The organism is Olleya sp. 1-3 (assembly GCF_002836085.1).
GTDB lineage: Bacteria > Bacteroidota > Bacteroidia > Flavobacteriales > Flavobacteriaceae > Olleya > Olleya namhaensis.
Genome location: NZ_PJBW01000009.1, coordinates 67,154 through 87,490 on the forward strand (window position 1 = coordinate 67,154; position 20,337 = coordinate 87,490).

At 30.9% G+C, this 20,337-nt stretch carries 19 protein-coding genes and 1 riboswitch; of the genes, 6 read left to right on the forward strand and 13 right to left on the reverse strand.

The window, feature by feature from the left end; all coding sequences use genetic code 11:
• Positions 1-95 precede the first annotated feature (95 nt).
• Entirely contained in the window at positions 96-497 is a 402-nt protein-coding gene (locus tag CXF54_RS10860; protein WP_101203556.1) for a DUF983 domain-containing protein, read from the forward strand.
• 97 nt (positions 498-594) lie between these two features.
• On the opposite strand, the gene CXF54_RS10865 is transcribed toward CXF54_RS10860, so the two are convergent.
• Positions 595-2,130: an SDR family NAD(P)-dependent oxidoreductase gene (locus CXF54_RS10865; protein ID WP_090840848.1), complete on the reverse strand. Its 1,536-nt coding sequence runs from the start codon at positions 2,128-2,130 to the stop codon at positions 595-597.
• A 117-nt stretch (positions 2,131-2,247) separates the two neighbouring features.
• The gene (locus CXF54_RS10870) at positions 2,248-2,439 is read right to left on the reverse strand and encodes a cold-shock protein (protein ID WP_090840850.1); all 192 of its coding nucleotides are present in this window, start codon (positions 2,437-2,439) and stop codon (positions 2,248-2,250) included.
• 332 nt (positions 2,440-2,771) lie between these two features.
• Between CXF54_RS10870 and CXF54_RS10875 the strand changes: the two genes are divergently transcribed.
• Positions 2,772-3,512 (forward strand): hypothetical protein, encoded by a 741-nt coding sequence (locus CXF54_RS10875; protein ID WP_101203557.1) that lies wholly within the window; start codon positions 2,772-2,774, stop codon positions 3,510-3,512.
• A gap of 7 nt (positions 3,513-3,519) precedes the next feature.
• Here the strand turns inward: CXF54_RS10875 and CXF54_RS10880 are convergent, their stop codons facing one another.
• The 6 genes from CXF54_RS10880 to CXF54_RS10905 all read right to left on the reverse strand — a co-directional run bounded on the left by CXF54_RS10880 (position 3,520) and on the right by CXF54_RS10905 (position 8,828).
• Positions 3,520-3,714, reverse strand: a complete 195-nt coding sequence (locus tag CXF54_RS10880; RefSeq protein ID WP_101203558.1) for a hypothetical protein — start codon at positions 3,712-3,714, stop codon at positions 3,520-3,522.
• Positions 3,715-3,793: 79 nt separating this feature from the next.
• Positions 3,794-4,672 carry a nuclear transport factor 2 family protein gene (locus tag CXF54_RS10885; protein WP_101203559.1) on the reverse strand — a complete coding sequence of 293 codons (879 nt, stop codon included), beginning with the start codon at positions 4,670-4,672 and terminating at the stop codon, positions 3,794-3,796.
• A gap of 94 nt (positions 4,673-4,766) precedes the next feature.
• Complete coding sequence (locus CXF54_RS10890) at positions 4,767-5,645, reverse strand: helix-turn-helix domain-containing protein (protein ID WP_101203560.1); 879 nt, start codon at positions 5,643-5,645, stop codon at positions 4,767-4,769.
• A 5-nt stretch (positions 5,646-5,650) separates the two neighbouring features.
• Positions 5,651-7,540, reverse strand: coding sequence for a monovalent cation:proton antiporter-2 (CPA2) family protein (locus CXF54_RS10895; RefSeq protein WP_101203561.1), 1,890 nt, complete (start codon positions 7,538-7,540; stop codon positions 5,651-5,653).
• 3 nt (positions 7,541-7,543) lie between these two features.
• Positions 7,544-8,140 (reverse strand): NAD(P)H-dependent oxidoreductase, encoded by a 597-nt coding sequence (locus CXF54_RS10900; RefSeq protein WP_101203562.1) that lies wholly within the window; start codon positions 8,138-8,140, stop codon positions 7,544-7,546.
• A 64-nt stretch (positions 8,141-8,204) separates the two neighbouring features.
• Entirely contained in the window at positions 8,205-8,828 is a 624-nt protein-coding gene (locus tag CXF54_RS10905) for a MarC family protein (protein ID WP_101203563.1), read from the reverse strand.
• Positions 8,829-9,218: 390 nt separating this feature from the next.
• Between CXF54_RS10905 and CXF54_RS10910 the strand changes: the two genes are divergently transcribed.
• Positions 9,219-10,196, forward strand: coding sequence for a sterol desaturase family protein (locus tag CXF54_RS10910; protein ID WP_101203587.1), 978 nt, complete (start codon positions 9,219-9,221; stop codon positions 10,194-10,196).
• Positions 10,197-10,522: 326 nt separating this feature from the next.
• Here the strand turns inward: CXF54_RS10910 and nfsB are convergent, their stop codons facing one another.
• The 4 genes from nfsB to CXF54_RS10930 all read right to left on the reverse strand — a co-directional run bounded on the left by nfsB (position 10,523) and on the right by CXF54_RS10930 (position 13,969).
• On the reverse strand, positions 10,523-11,182 hold the full coding sequence (gene nfsB / locus CXF54_RS10915) for an oxygen-insensitive NAD(P)H nitroreductase (protein WP_101203564.1): 660 nt from the start codon (positions 11,180-11,182) through the stop codon (positions 10,523-10,525).
• A gap of 214 nt (positions 11,183-11,396) precedes the next feature.
• The gene (locus CXF54_RS10920) at positions 11,397-12,026 is read right to left on the reverse strand and encodes an alpha-ketoglutarate-dependent dioxygenase AlkB family protein (RefSeq protein ID WP_101203565.1); all 630 of its coding nucleotides are present in this window, start codon (positions 12,024-12,026) and stop codon (positions 11,397-11,399) included.
• A gap of 51 nt (positions 12,027-12,077) precedes the next feature.
• Positions 12,078-13,586: a BCCT family transporter gene (locus CXF54_RS10925; RefSeq protein ID WP_101203566.1), complete on the reverse strand. Its 1,509-nt coding sequence runs from the start codon at positions 13,584-13,586 to the stop codon at positions 12,078-12,080.
• Positions 13,587-13,669: 83 nt separating this feature from the next.
• Positions 13,670-13,969 (reverse strand): putative quinol monooxygenase, encoded by a 300-nt coding sequence (locus CXF54_RS10930; protein WP_101203567.1) that lies wholly within the window; start codon positions 13,967-13,969, stop codon positions 13,670-13,672.
• Positions 13,970-14,155: 186 nt separating this feature from the next.
• Between CXF54_RS10930 and CXF54_RS10935 the strand changes: the two genes are divergently transcribed.
• The gene (locus CXF54_RS10935) at positions 14,156-15,052 is read left to right on the forward strand and encodes an AraC family transcriptional regulator (protein ID WP_101203568.1); all 897 of its coding nucleotides are present in this window, start codon (positions 14,156-14,158) and stop codon (positions 15,050-15,052) included.
• Here CXF54_RS10935 and CXF54_RS10940 read toward each other — a convergent pair whose 3' ends face one another.
• A complete protein-coding gene (locus tag CXF54_RS10940) occupies positions 15,053-17,422 on the reverse strand; it encodes a tail fiber domain-containing protein (RefSeq protein WP_101203569.1) in 2,370 nt (789 codons plus the stop codon). It abuts the gene before it with no gap.
• Between the two features lie 427 nt (positions 17,423-17,849).
• On the opposite strand from CXF54_RS10940, the gene CXF54_RS10945 reads away from it, so the two are divergent.
• Positions 17,850-18,590 (forward strand): hypothetical protein, encoded by a 741-nt coding sequence (locus CXF54_RS10945; protein ID WP_101203570.1) that lies wholly within the window; start codon positions 17,850-17,852, stop codon positions 18,588-18,590.
• 152 nt (positions 18,591-18,742) lie between these two features.
• A riboswitch (SAM-I-IV-variant riboswitch) is annotated at positions 18,743-18,840 on the forward strand.
• Positions 18,841-18,890: 50 nt separating this feature from the next.
• A complete protein-coding gene (locus CXF54_RS10950; RefSeq protein WP_101203571.1) occupies positions 18,891-20,192 on the forward strand; it encodes a Na+/H+ antiporter NhaC family protein in 1,302 nt (433 codons plus the stop codon).
• Positions 20,193-20,337: the final 145 nt, after the last annotated feature.

Here is a 20,337-nt window from a genome sequence, read left to right on the forward strand (position 1 = left end):
GTAAACGCACAACACTATAAGACTATTTAACATATAACTTGTTTAAGTTTTTTGTATAGTAAAGCATTATAATTAATTGATATAAATCATAAATTATGGAATTTTTAAAAGGCACCAAAATTAATAGTATTTTAAGTGGAAGTTGTCCTGTTTGTCAAAACGAAAGTATGTATACTGTCCCTAATCCTTATAAGGTTACAAGCACTTTAACTATGGAAGCGCGTTGTAGCCATTGCAACACCAAGTATAAGATTGAACCTTCTTTCTTTTTTGGAGCGATGTATGTTAGTTATCCGGTAGGTATCTTTTTTGGAAGTATTTCATTTTTTATAACTTTTTACCTCTTAAACCTTCCTTTTATGACCTCTTATATTATATTAATAATTGTGATGTTATTGTTACTTCCTATAATACTTAGAATTTCTAGAAATATTTGGATTAACATCTTTATGAAATATGATAAAACAAAAGCATTACAGTTAAAAAATAGCCAATAAATAATTAGTTCAAATTAGATATTTAAGACTAAACAATAAAAAACGCCCATCAATAATTTGAAGGGCGTTTTTTGTATGTATAACAAGCGACATTTACCTACCAATCTATAGGGAAATAATCTTTTAAAAATTTACCACACCAATGTTTTCCTGTATTAATACCATCAATTAATGGGTCCATAACACGCGCTGCACCATCTACAATATCTAATGGTGGCTGAAAATCGTGTACTTCTACTTTTTGTTTTGATAACGCTGCAGGATCTTCATCAGTAACCCAACCAGTATCTACAGCATTCATGTATATTCCAGACTTGGCAAAAGTGGCAGCAGATGTATGTGTTAGCATGTTTAAAGCTGCTTTTGCCATATTTGTATGTGGATGTCTATCTTCTTTTTTAAATCTATGAAACTTACCTTCCATAGCGGACACATTTATAATGTGTTTTTTACCTGTGTTTTCCTTCATCATAATATTTGACAAACGATTACACAACACAAAAGGTGCTACTGCATTAACTAGCTGCACTTCTACCATCTCTGTAGTTTCTATCTCACCTAGTTTTAGACGCCAACTGTTAGTTTTTCTTAAATCTACTTGTTGTAAATCCGCGTCTAGTTGTCCTTCTGGAAAAACCTCTTCTGCTTGTAATGAATTGTCAAAACTATATGGGATTTGCGATAATTCTGCCGAATTACGTAATCCTATTCCAGGTTCAGGACCATGCCATGTTACTGGTAGTACATTGTTTTTATCTGTTTTTGAAGGCCCAACACTTAAACTTGATAATTCTTCTAAACAACTTTCGTGATCTTGTAATAAGGTTTGTGCTAATTTAGGTAATTGGTCTATTGGTAATTTCTCGTTTTCCATTAAATGGAAATAAAAACCAGACGGACGTCTTACCGTTTGTGCGGCATTGTTGATTAGAATATCTAATCTATCGTATTTCTGCTCTATATAATTACAGAATATTTCCACACTAGGGATGTGTCTTAAATCTAAGCCATGTATGTGTAATCTATCACTCCACGTTTTATAATCGTCTTCTTTAGAAAATCTAATAGCAGAATCTGCCGGAAAACGTGTAGTTGCAACAACTGTAGCTCCAGAACGTAATAACATTAAAGTAATGTGATATCCAATTTTTAATCTAGAACCTGTAATTACAGCCACTTGATCTTTTAAATCGGCTGTTTGAAAACGTTTAGCATAATTTAGGTCACCACAATCAGTACACATTGTATCATAAAAGTGATGTAATTTTGTGTACACCGTTTTACAGACATAGCAATTTCTTGGCGATTCTAACTCTGGAGTATCCTCCGGAATTACAGCTGCAGATAATAATTTTGGTGCCACAAATAAAGCTGCTTCTCTTGCAGATCTTATTCCTGTTGATTTTCTAGCATGTTTATCGCTTTCAATCATTTTACGTTTTGCAGCCTTTTTAGCATCTTTACGTCTTCGCTGAAACTCGTCACGATTTGGTCTAGATAATTCTCCTGCTACTTTATATAATGCAACGCGCTGTTCTTCTGGCATATCAAACAGTTGATTAGTATCGTCTACTAAACGCTGCAATGTCAAAATACAATTTTGTATGTCTTGATTTGTGTTATTATCACTCATAAATTACTGTAACTACTTGGTGCAAATATAATCACTCTTTTTTGGAGTGCAACATTGGTATACTAAAAAAGCCCATCTAAAAATAGATGGGCTTTTCTGAAAATTGTTGACTATATATTAGATAACTTTTACGTTAACCGCGTTTAATCCTTTGTTTCCTTCTTTTAAATCAAATTCTACTTCGTCACCTTCTCTAATCTCGTCGATTAATCCAGAAATGTGTACAAAATGATCTTTATCAACTCCTTCTTCAGTGATGAATCCAAAACCTTTAGTGTCGTTGAAAAATTTTACTGTTCCTTTACTCATTGTAATGTAATTATATTATTAATACTTTATTGAAAGCAAAGATAATGCCAAAGATTAATATTCTACTGCTTAAAATAAATAATTAGCACAATACTAATATTAATCGTATGTTTTATTCAAAAATCACATCAAATAACTGTGTTTTTAACATATTAGCGCCATTATTAATGCTTCTTAAAGAAAAAATTGTGTCGTTTTTATATTCTAACTAATATATAAGTTATGTTATTGTTTTGTTATAATGATTAATTATAACCTATTAGTTGTCAGTTTCTTTAAAAGAATTTATTATCTTTAAAATCCCCAATCCTAACAAAAACTTAATTATTTAAATGACTATAAAACAGTTGTTTTCTTTTAACTACTTAAAACAGAAAGATGTAATTTTTAATCTTTTTGTATATCTCAGCTTTATAGCTACCGTTTTGGTTAGTATCATAGCAGACAAAAAAGTATTAACTTACTTTATGCCTGTAACCATATTTGCTATTCTTTTAAAATATATAAGTCTAAGAAATCAAAAAGTAAAGCCTTTATATATTATTGGATTGTTAGCTATCATAGTCTCCGATTTGTTAACATTTTTAGATTTTAACACCCATTTTAAATGGATTACAATCTTAACTTCCCTCTATTTAATATCGAGCGCTTTAATTTTAAGAAAATATCTACTCAAAGGACAACTAAAATCCATCCTCTATTTTTCAGTATTTATAGGCTTATTATTAGTGAGTTACATTATTTATTCTGTATTAGATTTGATATTAGATTTTATACCAGAACCAATGCTGTTATATATAATTTTAAATGCATTTAGTGTTTTAATCTTTACTATTTTATGTGCTCTAATATATGTTAATGATCATTACGATAACTCTACAATAATATTAGGAGCTGCTATTTTCTGTTTATTTCATATTGGCTTAACACCTATAAATGAGTTTATAGCTTACAATGACACATTTACTGTATTAATTGTCATTTCTCATGTACTATCCATTTATCTTTTTATGCGATTTATTACTACCACTGAAGCAATTAAAACAAAGGATATCAAACAAAAATATTTTTAAAATATAGTTAGCTCCTTTTTAGGTCTTCTAACTCCTGCTCCAATGCTTCGGCTTTCACTTTAAAGACATTCATAGCTTTTTTTAACTGTGCAATCTTTTTAAAAGCGTCGTCATCTTGCACTGCGGTATAGGTTTCAATAGTTTCTTTTACTTTAAACTTTGCTTTTGCGCCACAAGTTGGACACGTTCTTACGTCTGACATATTTTGAGTATTTACTATTAATAATTACAACAGAAAAAAGGCTACCAAATGGATAGCCTTTTAAATATTTTGTTCCTAATTACTTAGGGAAATTAAATTTTCCGTTTGTATTTTTTCTATCTGTCTCTGGTGCAATAGTTTCTATAATATCCCAATGTTCTGCTATTTTTGAGTTTTCCACTCTAAATAAATCATAATAAGACGTTGGTTGCCCCGCAAATTCACCTTCACTTACAGTCAATACAAAATTACCCTGCCCCAATACTTTATGAACCTTAGTAAATTGCATTGTAACACCTTGTTTTGCCATAGCTTCCAAAGCTTGTCCTAAACCAGATAAACCATCACCAATATTTGGATTATGTTGGATATAGTTGTCTCCATCAAAATAATTTGCAATTTTATCCATTTTACCGTTAACTAAAATGTCATTTATAAAATTGGATACTAGTGTTTTATTTGCTTCTGTTTTATCTAAGTCAGTTATAACAGTTGAACCATCTGTTTGTGAGTGCCCACTTGGATTTAAAGCTGCTTTCTCTATTAAGTTATCCCAATGCTCCACTACTTGACCATTTTCATATCTAAAGATGTCAAAACCAATTTTAGGACCAAAAAAATCATATTCCGTATGTGCAAATCCGTAGTCTCCGTCTTGAAATGCTCTTATTGTTTTTACTTTAAAGCCACCTTCTGGTGCATGAGATAATAATGCTCCAAACCCAGCCAACCCATCTGCTACAGCAAGGTTGTGTTGCTTATAGTTTGTTGGATTAATATAACCAATAGCTACTTTATCTCCTGTTTCAATACTTTTTAATATTGCTACTGTTTTGTTTTTGTTTGATAATTCCATCTTAGTGGTGTCTTTAATTATTGTTTTAGTGTTTAAATCTTTTTCAGATTTACATGATATAAGTGTCATGACTAATGCTAATGTTGTAATTGTCGTTTTCATAAATGTTATTTTTATGAGGACAAAATTATAGCAACACCACAGCTAACTAAAGGTGAAAATGGTTTTAAAAATGGTAAATACCGAACCTAAAACACTAGATAAAGTCTTTTTTAAAGCTATTAGGGGTAAATCCTGTATGTTTCTTAAAGTATTTTACAAAATTTGTAGGCTCTTCAAAACCTAAAGAATACGCCAGTTCTGTACTTTTAATTTCCGAATTTATAAGTAAACGTTTGGCTTCTAAGATTACAAAAGCATCAATAAACTGCTTTGCAGTAATAGTTACTAGGTCTTTGCAGATACTGTTTAAATGCTTATAAGTAATGTTTAATTTTTTGGCATAAAAATCGGCGTTTCTACTTGTATTAAAATGAATTTCTAAAAGAGACTTAAATGCTAAGAAACTATTTAATTTATCCGATCGTTTTAAATGAAACGTTTGATATTGCTTTAAACGTTCCAATTTTGAAAAGATAATAGAATACAACGCACTATAAGTATTTTCTTGATTGTAGTCTTCTTGAATATTAGAATATTCTTGAAAAAACAATTGTATGTAATTTGAAACATTAGAATCTTCTGGAACCTGAATAATTGGAGAAAACAAATGTGCATTAAACAGTCTTATCACTTCGTTTTTAGGCAATGTGTTAATCTGTTTTTTTAAATAGTCTTCAGTAAAAAGTATGATGTAACCTTCCAAGCCATCGCTAAATTGAAACGCATTAATCTGACCTTTAGATAAGTGAATAATCGTGTTTTTTTTAACATCATGCCAAACAAAATCTACTAATTGCCTACTATGACCTGCTGTATAAAACACAATCATATTAAAAGCTAATTGGTGAGCCTTTTCAGGATTATGTGTAATATCATCTTTACGCTCTGCTAGGCTAGAAATAGTTAATATATCTATACCAGAATTTTCTGGTTTTGGAGAATCGAAGACGATATGCGGAATCTCTTTATGCATGCTTTTTATTCTTCGTTAAACTTATTTAAAGCTTTTCTAATATGTTCGCTATCCCAATGGTTATCATATTCTACAATACCACGTTTAAAGTCTTCGTTTAAAAACTTTTCTTGTTGTTCTAATTCTTTTTTTGCTTTAAAAATGTAGTCTTCCTCTCGTTTTGGCTCAGAAGCTAAACGTCTTAAACTATCCTCATCATACTTAATAAAATTTTGAACTTGTCTAGTCAACGTGTATTTTCTAAACCCCATTTTACTTAGTACATCCTTGGCTAATGATAAAGAGGTATCTAAGGATTCGCGATAAATATTTTCATGACCTAGATTAAGTAACTCATAAGCATCATAACGGTTTTTAGTTCGAATCATCATTTCTACATGCGGATAGTTTTCTTTAACTATTTTACTAATAGCTTTAGAAACGTCTATCTTATTGGTAGCACAAATAATTATTTTGGCATCTGCAATACCTGCAGACTCTAATAAATCTAAACGGGTTGCATCTCCATAATAGACTTCAAATCCCATTTTACGAAGAAAATCAACACGGTTAGAATCATGATCTAAAATAGTTGCTTCTACACCATGCGAACGTAAAAAGCGTCCAATAGTACTTCCAAAATGACCAAAGCCTACCAAAATAATTTTTTGAGATTTTGCAATGTGATCCATTGGGCGTTTTACCGACTCTTTAGTTCCAATTCTAGGCAAGATAAAACGCTCGTTTATAATACCAATAATTGGCGTTAAAGACATACTAAGTGCTGTAATAACAAGCATTATGTCCATCTGTTCTTGCTCTAAAATATTTAATCCAAATGCGAAAGACAATAATACAAACGCAAATTCTCCAATTTGGGCTAAACTACAAGTTAGTAGTAAGTTTTGATCTAATTTTAGTTTAAAAATGTATCCTGTGATAAATAAAACAATTGCTTTTAATATTATAATTGTAATTAATAATCCTCCAATTGTCAATGGACTATTAGCAATAACAATAAAGTTAATAGAAGCACCTACAGCCATAAAAAACAAACCAAGCAGTAAGTTTTTAAAGGGTTCTAACGTGCTTTCTAGTTCATGCTTAAACTCGCTATTAGATAATACAACACCTCCTAAAAACGCACCTAAAGCTGGACTTATCCCGACATATTCCATTAAAAATGAAATTCCGAAAACAATTAATAACGCAGCCGCAATTAGTAATTCTCTAACGCCTGTTTTTGCCACTTTTCTTAGCATTGGAACAATTAAATAACGTCCGGCAACAATGATTAAAACAACCGACATTATAATAGCTAACGTTTGAAAACCAATGGGCAAACTTTCTAATAAATTAGTATGGTCGCTATGTTTTTCCGCGGAAGCGTTACTATCTGTATTTGATAATAACGGAATAAAACCCAACATGAAAATAACAATGATGTCTTGAAACAATAAAATGGAAAAAGACGACGTCCCAAAAGTGGTATCCATTAAGCCCTTTTCTTTTATAGTTTGCAATGCTATTGCGGTAGATGATAACGCAACAGCCATAGATATTACCAAAGCAACTTTCCAATCAAAACCTAGTAAAGCAAATAAAATATAGGATAGTAACATGGTACCTCCTACTTGTATTCCACCCATACCTACAATGGTTTTTCGCATGTTCCAGAAGTTTTTAGGTTCTATCTCTAAACCAATTAAAAACAACATCATAACTACACCAAACTCTGCAAAGTGTAAAATATCTTCGCCTTCATTACCAATAAATCCTAAAACATAAGGCCCAATTAAAACACCTGCAAATAAGTATCCAATAACAGAACTTAATCCTAACTTTTTAGCAATTGACACACATATTATGGCACCTGCAAGAAAAACTATCGCTTCAAAAAGTATGCTTCCACTCATAATTTATGTTGTATTTAATTTTGGAATATCATTTATAAATGAAAACCCATTACAATCTGTATTAGAAAGGTTGTCTTTAAGTAAAGTAATTAAAGCACCATATTTATCAGCATGTTTAATTAAATCATCATCACTTAATTTATGAGTTTCCATGACTGCAAATGGCGGTAAATAATTCATCCCGCATAAGTTTGCAGTTTGCTCGAATGGTCTTAAAAACTGACGGATAGTATAACTATTACTACCTTCTGAACAATACACTTCTCTAGAACCACCAGTAGTTATAACATTTAAACAGGTTTTAGATTGTAGCGTATCTCCATTTGGTCCATACGCCCAACCAAATTCTAAAACCATATCAATCCACTGCTTCATTAACGGTGGACAACTATACCAATAAAAAGGATGGTGCCATATAATAATATCATGTTGACTTAAAAGTTCTTTTTCTGCTGAAACATTGATATGGAAATCGGGGTAACGCTCGTACAAATCATGAAATGTAACACCTTCCATGTCTTTTATATGATCCACTAGTGCTGTGTTAGCTCTAGATTTTTCAAACTTTGGATGAGAAAATAAGACGAGTACTTTTTTCATTATTATTTAGCTATTAAAACAAATTATTGAATTAGAAACACACAATATTTTAATCGAAGTTTTTTTAACTAGCGATTAAGTCAAAAGAGATTTTAATACCTTGGATAATCATACCTGTTCCTATAATGGCAATAATTAATCCCATAATTTTTCCAATTACAGAGATAACATTATGACCTACTAATTTTACAATAAAATCACTTAATTTAAATGTAAAATAAGTAATTAAACTCATAGAACCGAAAATAGCGATAACCAAAAACATCTGCAAAGGCGCTGCGTTTGAAACAAAATTCATAGCTGTTACAATAGTTCCTGGACCAGCTAAAATTGGAATAGCTAATGGAGAAACTGCAATATCCTCGTCAATATGTACATCATTTAAACTTTTTACATTAGACTGTTTAGATTGCAGCATATCAAAACCGATAAAAAATATTAATATACCTCCAGTAATCTTAAAAGCAGGAATACTAATATTAAATAATTCAAAAATATACTTACCTAATAAAATAAAAACGGTTACAATTATAAAAGCAATTATATTGGCTTTTTTATTAATATCATTTTTAGTTTGTTTGTCTGCACCTTGCGTTAAAGACACAAATACGGTCATATTTGATATTGGGTTTGTAATAGCAAAAAACGCTGTAAAGACTGTGATTGCAAATGTTGTAATGTTCTCCATTTAGTGTTAAATTATTAATCCGGAAAGAACTTGAAATACTTCTGTTTGACCAAACCAATTATGATTTATTATAGTTTTTTTAACAATATTGTATAATATAATAAATGCTACTATTAATCACTAAATTAATTATCGCATTTTTAATAGTAAATAAAAATATTAGCAACAAAAAGACACCTTTATAAAGCTATCTATTTTCTGATATTATTACTATTTTAGGCACTTTAGATCGATTATTTAGCCTTATTATATCTAAAAACATTTTGACATTTAAATAATTAATGAATTTAATATCAAGGCCTAAATGCATTTAAATGAAGTATATTGCCCACATGCAAAATGTATAATGGAAATTTCCGTTATATAATCACACACAAAACAACTACAATATTGGATTTTACAAACCCGTTAGTTTACGGTGTTCCTTGTTTTTTAGGTTTTATAGCAATAGAGCTTACTTATAGCAAAACACTTGACAATAAAGAATTATACAATTGGAAAGATTTTTTTTCAAGCTTATCGCTTGGAATAGGATCTGCAATTGTAGGTGCGCTAGTAAAAACAGTAGCCGTAATATTAGTCTTTAATTTTGCTTATGAGCTCTTCAATCCTCTTGTGGATGGTGTCCGTACCAATATTATGGGCTGGCAATCTTTTGGCTACGCTTGGTATGTTTGGATTATTTGCATGCTTTTAGACGATTATTCTTATTACTGGTTCCATAGACAAAACCACATGGTTCGTTTTTTATGGGCAGCGCATATCGTACATCATTCTTCAGATAATTTTAACTTAGGGACAGCTGTGCGTAATGGTTGGTTTACTATTTTTTACAAGCCTTTTTTTTATGTTTGGATTGTAATTATTGGCTTCCCGCCAGAAATGTTAGTTGTTTGCATGGGTATAGAAGCGTTATGGCAATTTCAACTTCATACACAATATGTCAAAAACTTAGGTTTTTTAGAAACCTTTTTAAATACACATACGATGCACCAAGTGCATCACGCCCAAAATATTGAATACATGGATAAAAACCATGGTGGAATCCTAAATGTATTTGATCGTGTTTTTGGAACTTGGAAAAAAATAGACCACACTATTGACATAAAATATGGCGTTTCTGTTCCACCTGAATCTTATAACTTGTTTATTATTTTAACACACGAGTATAAAAATATTTGGGATGATATGAAAAAATCGAGTAATTGGTATCATAAATTTAAATATGCCTTTGCTGCCCCAGGTTGGAGCCATGACGGAAGTACATTAACTATAAAGCAAATTAGAAAAGAAATAGCAGAAGACGCTAATAACACTATGGAGATAACAAATCCTAAGCCTATTTTAATAAAGAGTGATCTGAAATAAGGATAATAAAAAACGCTATTTTGTTTTTATATAAATAACAAATGCTCCAATTAATTATGTGATTAATTGGAGCATTTTAGTATCAATTCTTTTTTCTATTGAAAATCTGATGCTTTAAACAGGTACTTTCTTTGTGTTTTTTGAATAGTAACCCAATGCGCTTCCGTAAATGATTTTACTCCCATTGTCCATTAAAACGTCCTAAGTCAGAAGTTTTAACGCCTAAAAATGGTGTAAATACCATTACTTTAGCTTCGTATTGTTTAAATATAAAACATCTCTTACTGTATCTTTTGGCGTGTTTTATTCTATATTTTTATTCTAAATTATATTACAGTGATAATTTCACTTTGTGGTAATCTAGATTTTGGTGTTTTTTCTGTTGAGTTAAAATCAGATTCTGCTCTATAGCCTAAAGAAACGGCTACTAAAGATGTAAATCCTTTTGCTCTTAAGCCGAATTCTTCATCTAAAGCTTTAACATCAACACCTTCCATTGGCGTTGCATCAATACCTAAACTAGCTACTCCTAATAAAAAGCTACCAATGTTAAGATATACTTGCTTTTCCATCCAATGTTGATAATCTTTTAAATCGTATTTATGAATGTCTGCAAATGTTTTTACAGCCCCTAAAAAGCCATTTTTAATGTCTTCATTTGGGAACCTTCCATTTTTGTCATCTATGTCAGCTATGTGCTTGAAATAGTCTTCATCAGCATCAATTTTAGAACAAAACAGTACAACTGCTGATGCATTCGTAATTTTTGGTTCATTAAAATGAAAAAAGCCTTTAGTACCTTTAGCCATACGTGCTTTACCTTCTGTAGTTTCAGCAACTATAAAGTGCCAAGGTTGAAGGTTTACACTTGATGGACTCATCCTTAATAAATTTTTAACCTGTGACATATCCGATTCAGATATTTTTTTGGTAGTATCAAATTCTTTAGTTGTGTATCTCCAGTTTAGTGTTTCTTTTAAATTCATATTTATATGTTTTAATGATTAGTTTTTAGTTATGTACAAAGATAAAACCAGTACACAGGTAAATTGAAGTATAAAAAAAGGTGAATTAGGTATAAATGGAGGTTTTAGACTTTAAAAAACATAAATATTTCTTAATTTTTATGAAATAACCCGAATATAGCCAACCATTTATACTTTTAAAACCATCGTAATCCTTTATTAATACCAAAAAAAATTACTGAACCCATCTAAAGGTTAAGTTAATTCTTGGTAGAATAGGTTTTACTGTTTTAGGGATTTTGTGTTTCCAGTTTTCTTGTGTAGCACCTTGCATTATTAACATGCTACCGTGGGCTAACGGAATTTCGATACGTTTTAAATCCTTACGTGTGGCGTGTTTTAACTGAAACGGTCGTGTGGCTCCTAAAGTTACCGATCCAATTACCGTGTTTTTACGTTTACCGACTTCATAATCTTGATGCCAATCTACACTATCTTTTCCGTCGCGATAATAATTAAGTAAGCAGCGTGTAAACTTGACATCGACCTCCTCTTCTATACGTTCCTTGATTTTAATTAATTCTGCAGTCCAAGGACGTAATTTTGTTGTTTTTCCAACATAAGCAACTTCTAAATCCGTATCACCATACCATGCTGTAAGTCTAGGTAAATCAACTTGTTTGCCATAAATAGCCATTTGGTCCTGCTCCCAAGTTGTATTATTTAATAGACTTGTATATAAGGCATTACTTTCTTCTATGCTGAAGAAATTTTCGAATAAAGTAACATCTGCACCAGGTAAATCAAATACTGTTTTTACGACTTGATCTGTAGAAAATAAGTTAGGTTGATTAAACACATCCATACTTTTATTGTTTATATATTAATCGAAAATAAGACTAAAAACTTACAGTAATTAAAGCTCTATTTTACTAGGTATTGCTTTGTTTTTCCTTAGGTCTTTAACAAAAAGAATCAACATAATTATAATAAAAAAAGAGAACGGTAACGACGTGATTATTAGTAAACGTTGTACTGCTTCTAAAACATTAATATCCGCCTTAATATTACCCAACAATACTAAAGCTATGGTTGCTAATAAAATAAAAACAGACCAGATAACACGATGTGCTTTACTTGGATTTTTAGCGCCTTTATCTGTAAACATACTTAATACAAATACTGCCGAATCTACAGAAGTAATCAAAAAGCTGATCAATAATACAATTGAAGTTATATTTAAAAATGTAGCAAACGGATAATGTTCAAAGAATACAAAAATGGAAGAAAACACGTTGCTAAATTCATTATTATAAGTTCCCCATTGTTCTATTAATTGAAAGGCAGAGGTTCCGAAAACGGAAAACCAGAAAAAAGTCCCCAAAGACGGAATAATTAAAACACCCAATAGCAGTTGTCTAATGGTACGACCTTTAGAAATACGCGCAATAAATATACCTGTAAATGGTGCCCATGCTAACCAAAAGGCCCAATAGTAAAATGTCCAACCGGTTAAGAATTCTAAACCAGGATTATAATCGCCAAGCGCTAAACTCATGGGCACAAAATCGATTATATAATGATATGTAGATGTGAAAAATGCTATTAATATTTGTTTTATATCACTAGTAAAAAAGATAAACAACAAGATGGCAAAAGTGACAATGATATTTAGGTTCGAGAATATTTTAATCCCTTTATTAACACCTTGCCAAGCAGAATAACAAGCCACAGTAGAAATAAACACACATAGCAAAATTGTAGTTATTAGTCCAAAATCTTGATTTGAAATATGATTTAAACCACCATTAATCTGCGTTGTTCCTAATCCGATTGCAGCCACTAAACCAAAAACAGTCGTTATAATAGTTATAACATCTACACTGTTTTTTAATGTCTTGCTTTTAACATCGTCTTCTATAGTTGCACTAATTCTTACTTTCTTTTTCTTGACGTGCAAGGCGTACCCAACAATTACTGCAAAAAGCCCATAAAAAGCCCACGCTGTAAGTCCCCATTGGTAAAACGTAAACTCTAAAGCGACGGTGTGTGCAGATAAACCAGAAGTAAAAGGCGGATTTTGTTGCATAAAAACAGGCTCTTGCACTGCTCTTAATAAAATACCAGATCCCATTCCTGCACTATAAAGCATAGCAGTCCAAGACCATAAAGAGTATTCTGGTTTTGACGATGGTTTCCCGAGTTTTATTCGTCCATATTTTGAAAACGCAATTAACAAAAGCGCCAAAACACAACCAAAACCTAAATACAGATAAAAATATCCAAAATAGTTACGCACCCATAATGAAGCACTTTCAATAGCATTATAACTAGCTTCGGTAGAAAAAAACACAACCAATGTACACGCAAATATGATACTTACTGATATTGATAAAATCGAGTGTTTTTGAAGGTGTTTAAACATTAAAGCTGTTTTGATTTATTCAAAAATAGGGATTAGAATTTAAATCCTAATCCCTATTAAATAATTTATAACTGTATGCTTTTCTAATTTACTGTTTCTGTCATTTCATTTAAAATAAACTCGTCAACCTTGCCTTCTGTTACTTTTAAATAGTGCGCTAAATATTTATTACCCATATGTTTTTGCCATAACTCACGATTAATCCATTTTTCATGAAATATAAAAAAGTTTGGATTATCATTATCCTGATGTAGATCATAACTTATATTACCTTCCTCTGCTCTAGTCACATCTAAAAGTTTTAATAGTTCTGTTTTTACAAACGCTCTATGCTCCTCTTTTACTAAAATTCTTGCAACAATTGTTAAATACGATTTTTTCATGAGTAAAATATTTAAATGGATTTAAGATTAGTCTCAAATACAATACAAAGGTATGATTGAACTGAACCCTTTTAATGTACTTTAAATGGATATTAATGTATAAATAAAGGTTATGAGTATAAAAAATCAGGTTGTTATTTCTTTTTTTTCTAAATTTGAATAGAAATTGTAAACAATCAGATAAAAATGCAAGTAATTGAAGCTTTTAAACCTTTCGAAATACAAGAAATAGAATTAATAGATTGGAAACAACGCCCTGTTAAAAACAACTTTTTTGAATTGGTTTTAGTTAAAAATGGTACAGGAACGCAATGTATTAACTACAACGAGCACGCCTATAATAAAGGCAGCATCTTTTTATTACCACCTTTAAAATGCCACTCATTTACAATAGCGCAACCTACACAATTTGTGTTTTTAAAGTTTACAGATTCATTCTTTAAAAACATAAATCGTATTACTATTGATAGAAATGAATGGTTTAAAGAAGCTTCTTATATCTTATCAAATTACAACCAATTACCAGGAGATATTATTAAGAATGATGTAGATAGAAACCATCTAGAAAGCTTAATAAGTATGATTTTGCAAGAATCTAGAAACTACGGAGAATCGTCTATAAACCTTGTGACAAGCCTAATGACTAGCATTCTTGAAATACTAATTAGGAACATAAAAAAAGGTAGTTATTTTGAATTACCTAAAAATAATTCGGATGATAGAATTACAAAAATGCTAACTTATATTAATGAAAATATTGATAAAACAGAGTTGCTTAAAGTCGAAAATCTGTCCGATATCTTTATGATGTCTCCAACTTATGTTAGCGAGTTTTTTAAAAAACAAGTTAATATGCCTTTACGTGAATATATTATTAAAGCGAAGCTAAAATTAGTAGAAATAAGACTACTAAATTCTGATTTTACATTAACTCAAATTGCTGACGAGTTAGGGTTTACAGATGTTAGTCATTTATCTAAAACCTTCAAACGCTACGCTGGAACTTCAATACGTGAATTTAAAAATAATGGAGAGTATATGTTACTAAAAAGAGGTGCTTGTGCTTCTAATATTAGAGCTTAATTATTTCTTATTTAACAACAAGTCTTTGATCTCTTTCAGCTCGTTTTCCATAGCTTCTTGTCTTAATTTTAAAGCGTCATTTTCGGACTTTAACACCTTAATCTCCTTATCTTGCTCTTGAATCGCTTTTACCATTGGCGCCATTAAATCGTTGTATCTTACACTTAGCATACCTTCGGTATCTTCTGTAATAATTCCATTTATTTTTGAACTACTATTTTTTAATGTTTCTTGTAATTCCTGAGCTATAAAACCATACTCCAATTTATTCTTTTTGTCATTATTCCTGAAGTAAGATACTGGACGTAATTTGTTTATAAAATCTAGTCCTAAATCTGAATCTTCAATAGTGTTTTTCCAACGTCTATCAGAGGTAATCGTCCATGCTACTTGCACTCCTGCATATGTTATTGCAATACCGCCAATTCTAACTTGGTTATCTGCTGTTGGATCTGGCACAGAAGACAAATAACCTATCGCTGTGTTATTACTTCCTGTTGTTACGTTATCTAAGGCTCTATGACCCAGTGCAGTATTATTATTTCCAGTAGTGTTTAATCTAAGTGATTGGTAACCAAAAGCTGAATTATGATCCCCCTCAGTATTTCCGCTTAATGCGATATAACCTGAAGCTGTATTATTGCTACCAATAGTATTTCCTGAAAGAGAACTAAAACCAGAAGCTGTATTGCGTAAACCTAAGGTATTGCTACCTAAGGAAGCCCCACCTGTAGCAACATTATAATCTCCTTCTGTGTTAGCATTTAATGTATTAACACCTATTGAAACATTATGGATTCCTAATGTATTTCCACTTAAAGCACCCTGACCAAAAGCTGTATTGTAATTCCCAGAACTGTTATTTAAAAGAGCATTTAATCCACTAGCAGTATTACCTATTCCATCTACATTATACAACATTGAATTTACACCACTCGTAGTATTATTTGCACCAGATACATTATTACTTAATGCATTGGCTCCTGTAGCTGTATTATTCACTCCTGTATCATTTAGCCTTAATGCACTAGTACCAATAGCAGTATTATTACCACCACTTGTATTAGTATATAATGAGTTGGCACCTACAGCTGTATTAGATATTCCTGTTTGATTAGAATAAAGCGAATTTGCACCTATAGCAGTATCACTACTACCTGAAATATTATTAGTTAACGCATTATAACCATTGGCAGTATTATAACTAGCAGTATCATTGCTGCTAAGTGAATTTACCCCTGTGGCAGTATTATAATGTCCATTATTAGTTGCCAAAGATCTTACTCCTACAGCTACATTACTACTTCCATTTGTATTAGTAATTAAAGCATCTTTACCAATAGCTGTATTATTACTTCCAGTATTACCTTTAAGAGAATTTGTACCTAAAGCAGTATTATTAAATCCAGTAACATTAGCATACAATGCATTCGCTCCAACTGCAGTGTTTTCATCAGCGGTCTTATTAGAATACAGCGCATTAGTACCGACAGCGGTATTGTAATCACCACTAGTATTAAAAGTTAAAGATTCTGACCCACTTGCTGTGTTATGTGTTCCTGTTGTATTATCAAATAAAGAAAAAATCCCAGTTGCAGTATTATTAGTTCCTGTTGTGTTTTTAGTTAGTGATTGCATACCTAATGCTGTGTTGTTAGCTCCAATAGTGTTTTGATTTAGAATTAATGACCCGACTCCTGTATTACCTGAACCAGACGTGTTATTAACCAGTGAACTAGATCCTATAGCTGTATTAGAACTCGCTGTATTTGCAATAAGCGTATTGTAACCAACCGCTGTATTACTACTTCCTATTAAATTGTCTTTTAAAGCGTTTTGGCCAATAGCCGTATTTTGTCCCCCTGACGTATTTGAAGACATCGCATTTACACCAAAACTAGCATTCTCAGCTCCTGAAGTACTAAGCGGTAAACCATTAACCCCAAATGAGACATTATTAGAATCTAATAAACCAGCTTGTATGCTATTTCGTTTAAAAACAATATTTTGATCGTCTGTAGTTCCTATAAAATTTACGGATTCATTTGTTCCAGAATTCCCTAAAATATTCCAATCAGTGCCTGTTGTTTTTGCAGTTGCTAATTGCAACCACTCCGCACCACTCCAATAAAAATACCCCGGAATGACATCCGCAATAGTAGCAGTATTATAGACTAACAAGCTAGCTACTGGCGATGTTATTGTAGTTGTATCAGTGGAGGACGTTAAATTAACTCTAGGAATCAATAATCCCTTATCAGTACTAGTTACATCTAAAATAGCTGATGCATCAGGTGTTGTTGTATTAATCCCTACTTGAGAAAAAGAATTTAGTGTACAGAAAAATAATAGTAAGCGTAAGTATTTCATTTATAGCAACTTTAATTTGGGCGATGCAAATTTAGACGATTATACTTGTAGTTTGTCGATTATATTTATGAAGGAACGTATTTTAACATATTTTTTAATAAATATATCCGAATTTCCATGAATTAGAGAAATTAAATATTTTATGTATAATTCTGTATGCTAATAATTTAAACAGATTAATAACTTAAAATCAAAAATTCTGTTTAACGTGTTTGAATAGTAAAAATATAACATTTATGATTTAATTATCACGAATAACCCTACAAAACAGGTGTTTACAATGCTTTTTAACTGTGTTTTTAATGCAGGATAGATTTTTATTCGGTTAAACAAAACTATATTATAGATTAAATCTAAATTAGTTTACCCCCTTTTAATCAAACTATTTTTTATATTTATTGAACCAAAGTCTACTAACCTACAATTAATGACAATTAAAAAAATTAGCACATTTCACTTTTTAAAAAAGAACAATGTTTTTGATATTCTTTTTTTTGTTGCTTTTTTTACGGCTATAACCATGAGTATTACCCTTACGGTTAAAAAAAACATGATTTACATTTCTCCGGTAGTCATCTTAGCCATAATTACTAAATACTTGAGTGTTACCAGAAAAAAAGCCGACCCCTTGTTTTTATTGGCATTACTTGCTTTTTTAGGCCTAAATATTTTAAGCTTTTATTCTTTTAATAAATACTTTAACGCTATCAGCCTTTTAACATCAGGTTATTTAATTTTATTTACACTAATACTTAAAAAGTATTTAGTAAAAAGTAAATTAAAATCTTTTCTATCGTTATCTGTTATTATTGGTTTTTTCCTTGTTGGTTATATTATATACGCGGTCGTGGATTTGCTAATAGGGCAAATCCCTAATTCAAATTTAATTTATGTGTTTATTTGCGCATTGTGTTTGTTTATTTATGCAGCCACATTTGCCATGATTTATATTAGTGATAACTACTCTAATGGTACTGTTTTATTAGCTTCAGGTGTTGCCACTATATTTAACTTAGGCTTATCCCCTATAAACGAGTACTTTTTATACAACCAGACGTTTACGGTTTTAATCCTTATTTGTCATTACATGTCACTTTATCTTTTTATGAGATTTATTTCAACAACTAAAGTAATAGACACTAAAGACGTCAAAAGAAAATATTTTTAAATACTAATACTGCTTACCGTTTTTAAACACCTTATTATAAACAACTTGAATATTCTTTGTCACCACTTCGATTTAGAAAAAATTGTAAACTCCAACAATTAACATTTTTTAAGAAATAGGTATACTTATATATCCTAAATTTGCCGACTTAAATTAATTATCAAGAATCTCAATAAAAGGAGATAGCAACCTGCAATAACAAGCAAGGTGCTAAATAGATAAGCCATTAATTGGAACAAATGTTAAGACATCTTTCTTATTACTTGCTTGTTTATTCCTTTTTAAAATGAATAAAGTAAAATGGCAAATTCAAAAAAAATCGTTCCCAAATTATCAGCTTTAATACCACTATTCGTATTTGTATTCACGTTTCTAGGCGTTGGTATTTATCAAAACGATTTTTATGCACTTCCAGCTCCAATAGCTGTGATAGTAGGAATTATCGTTGCTTTTTTAATGTTCAAACAGTCTATAAATTCCAAAATTAAAACGTTACTAAAAGGATGCGGTGATGACAAAATACTTACCATGTGTTTAATCTATCTTTTAGCTGGTGCATTTGCAACTATTACCAAAGCGACAGGTAGTGTTGATGCAATTGTTAATTTAGGCCTTGATTTTATAGCGATTCAATACATTTATTTTGGTGTTTTTATAATCGCAGCCTTTTTATCTGTTTCTACCGGTACTTCCGTTGGTGCCATTGTCGCTTTAGCTCCAATAGTAATTGGTTTTGCGGATAAAAGCAGTGCCGATCTTGGTATTTTATGCGGTGCATTATTAGGAGGAAGTATGTTTGGAGACAACTTATCTGTAATCTCTGATACAACTATTGCTGCCACACAATCCTTAGGTGTTAAAATGAGTGACAAGTTTAAGCAAAACATAAAAATTGCGCTCCCTGCTGCCCTATTTACTATTGTCATATTGATCATTCAAGGTTTAGGATTAGAATCTAACTTGGAAGACACTACCGTTTATAGTTATTCTGTAATCAAGATACTTCCCTACTTACTAGTTATCACACTTTCTATAATAGGTGTAAATGTATTTGTTACACTACTTTTAGGTGTAATTTCGGGAGGTCTTTTAGGGATTATTTATGGTGATTTCACATTAATTGAATCTACTAAAATTGCTTATACCGGCTTTACTAGTATGACCGAAATTTTCTTACTTTCTTTATTAACAGGAGGTTTAGCTGCTTTAGTTTCTAAAAACGGAGGGATTGAATATATCCTAATTAAAATAAAAACATTAATCAAAAGTAAAACGTCAGCTCAGTTTGGTATTGCTGCATTAGTTAGCACCATTAACCTAGCAATTGCAAATAACACCGTATCCATTATTATTGCTGGTCCAATTGCAAAAACAATAAATGACGAGTATGATTTAGACAACAAAAAAACAGCTTCAATATTGGATATTTTTGCCTGTATTACTCAAGGACTCTTACCTTATGGTGCTCAAGTATTAATGATTTTAAGCTTAACTAATGGAAAAATTAATTATTTAGATTTAGTGGCTAACACGTGGTATTTAGTATTGCTTTTAATTTACACGCTATTATTTATTAGTTTAAAGCCATTGCGTTTAAAGTAAAAAACAAATCAACTTCTTTTAATTCATTGTTTTATAAGTAATTCGACAGACTATAATTATACATATTAAACTATAAGTGGCTTAAATAAGTAAAAATTATTATTTATCGATTAGATTTTTTCGGCTTTAGCCTAAAAACAAAAAC

Bases quoted from the DNA above. Each gene is read 5' to 3' on its own strand.
- CXF54_RS10860 (WP_101203556.1), top strand. From the start codon at position 96: ATGGAATTTTTAAAAGGCACCAAAATTAATAGTATTTTAAGTGGAAGT.
- CXF54_RS10865 (WP_090840848.1), bottom strand. From the start codon at position 2,130: ATGAGTGATAATAACACAAATCAAGACATACAAAATTGTATTTTGACA.
- CXF54_RS10870 (WP_090840850.1), bottom strand. From the start codon at position 2,439: ATGAGTAAAGGAACAGTAAAATTTTTCAACGACACTAAAGGTTTTGGA.
- CXF54_RS10875 (WP_101203557.1), top strand. From the start codon at position 2,772: ATGACTATAAAACAGTTGTTTTCTTTTAACTACTTAAAACAGAAAGAT.
- CXF54_RS10880 (WP_101203558.1), bottom strand. From the start codon at position 3,714: ATGTCAGACGTAAGAACGTGTCCAACTTGTGGCGCAAAAGCAAAGTTT.
- CXF54_RS10885 (WP_101203559.1), bottom strand. From the start codon at position 4,672: ATGAAAACGACAATTACAACATTAGCATTAGTCATGACACTTATATCA.
- CXF54_RS10890 (WP_101203560.1), bottom strand. From the start codon at position 5,645: ATGCATAAAGAGATTCCGCATATCGTCTTCGATTCTCCAAAACCAGAA.
- CXF54_RS10895 (WP_101203561.1), bottom strand. From the start codon at position 7,540: ATGAGTGGAAGCATACTTTTTGAAGCGATAGTTTTTCTTGCAGGTGCC.
- CXF54_RS10900 (WP_101203562.1), bottom strand. From the start codon at position 8,140: ATGAAAAAAGTACTCGTCTTATTTTCTCATCCAAAGTTTGAAAAATCT.
- CXF54_RS10905 (WP_101203563.1), bottom strand. From the start codon at position 8,828: ATGGAGAACATTACAACATTTGCAATCACAGTCTTTACAGCGTTTTTT.
- nfsB (WP_101203564.1), bottom strand. From the start codon at position 11,182: ATGAATTTAAAAGAAACACTAAACTGGAGATACACAACTAAAGAATTT.
- CXF54_RS10920 (WP_101203565.1), bottom strand. From the start codon at position 12,026: ATGGATGTGTTTAATCAACCTAACTTATTTTCTACAGATCAAGTCGTA.
- CXF54_RS10925 (WP_101203566.1), bottom strand. From the start codon at position 13,586: ATGTTTAAACACCTTCAAAAACACTCGATTTTATCAATATCAGTAAGT.
- CXF54_RS10930 (WP_101203567.1), bottom strand. From the start codon at position 13,969: ATGAAAAAATCGTATTTAACAATTGTTGCAAGAATTTTAGTAAAAGAG.
- CXF54_RS10935 (WP_101203568.1), top strand. From the start codon at position 14,156: ATGCAAGTAATTGAAGCTTTTAAACCTTTCGAAATACAAGAAATAGAA.
- CXF54_RS10940 (WP_101203569.1), bottom strand. From the start codon at position 17,422: ATGAAATACTTACGCTTACTATTATTTTTCTGTACACTAAATTCTTTT.
- CXF54_RS10945 (WP_101203570.1), top strand. From the start codon at position 17,850: ATGACAATTAAAAAAATTAGCACATTTCACTTTTTAAAAAAGAACAAT.
- CXF54_RS10950 (WP_101203571.1), top strand. From the start codon at position 18,891: ATGGCAAATTCAAAAAAAATCGTTCCCAAATTATCAGCTTTAATACCA.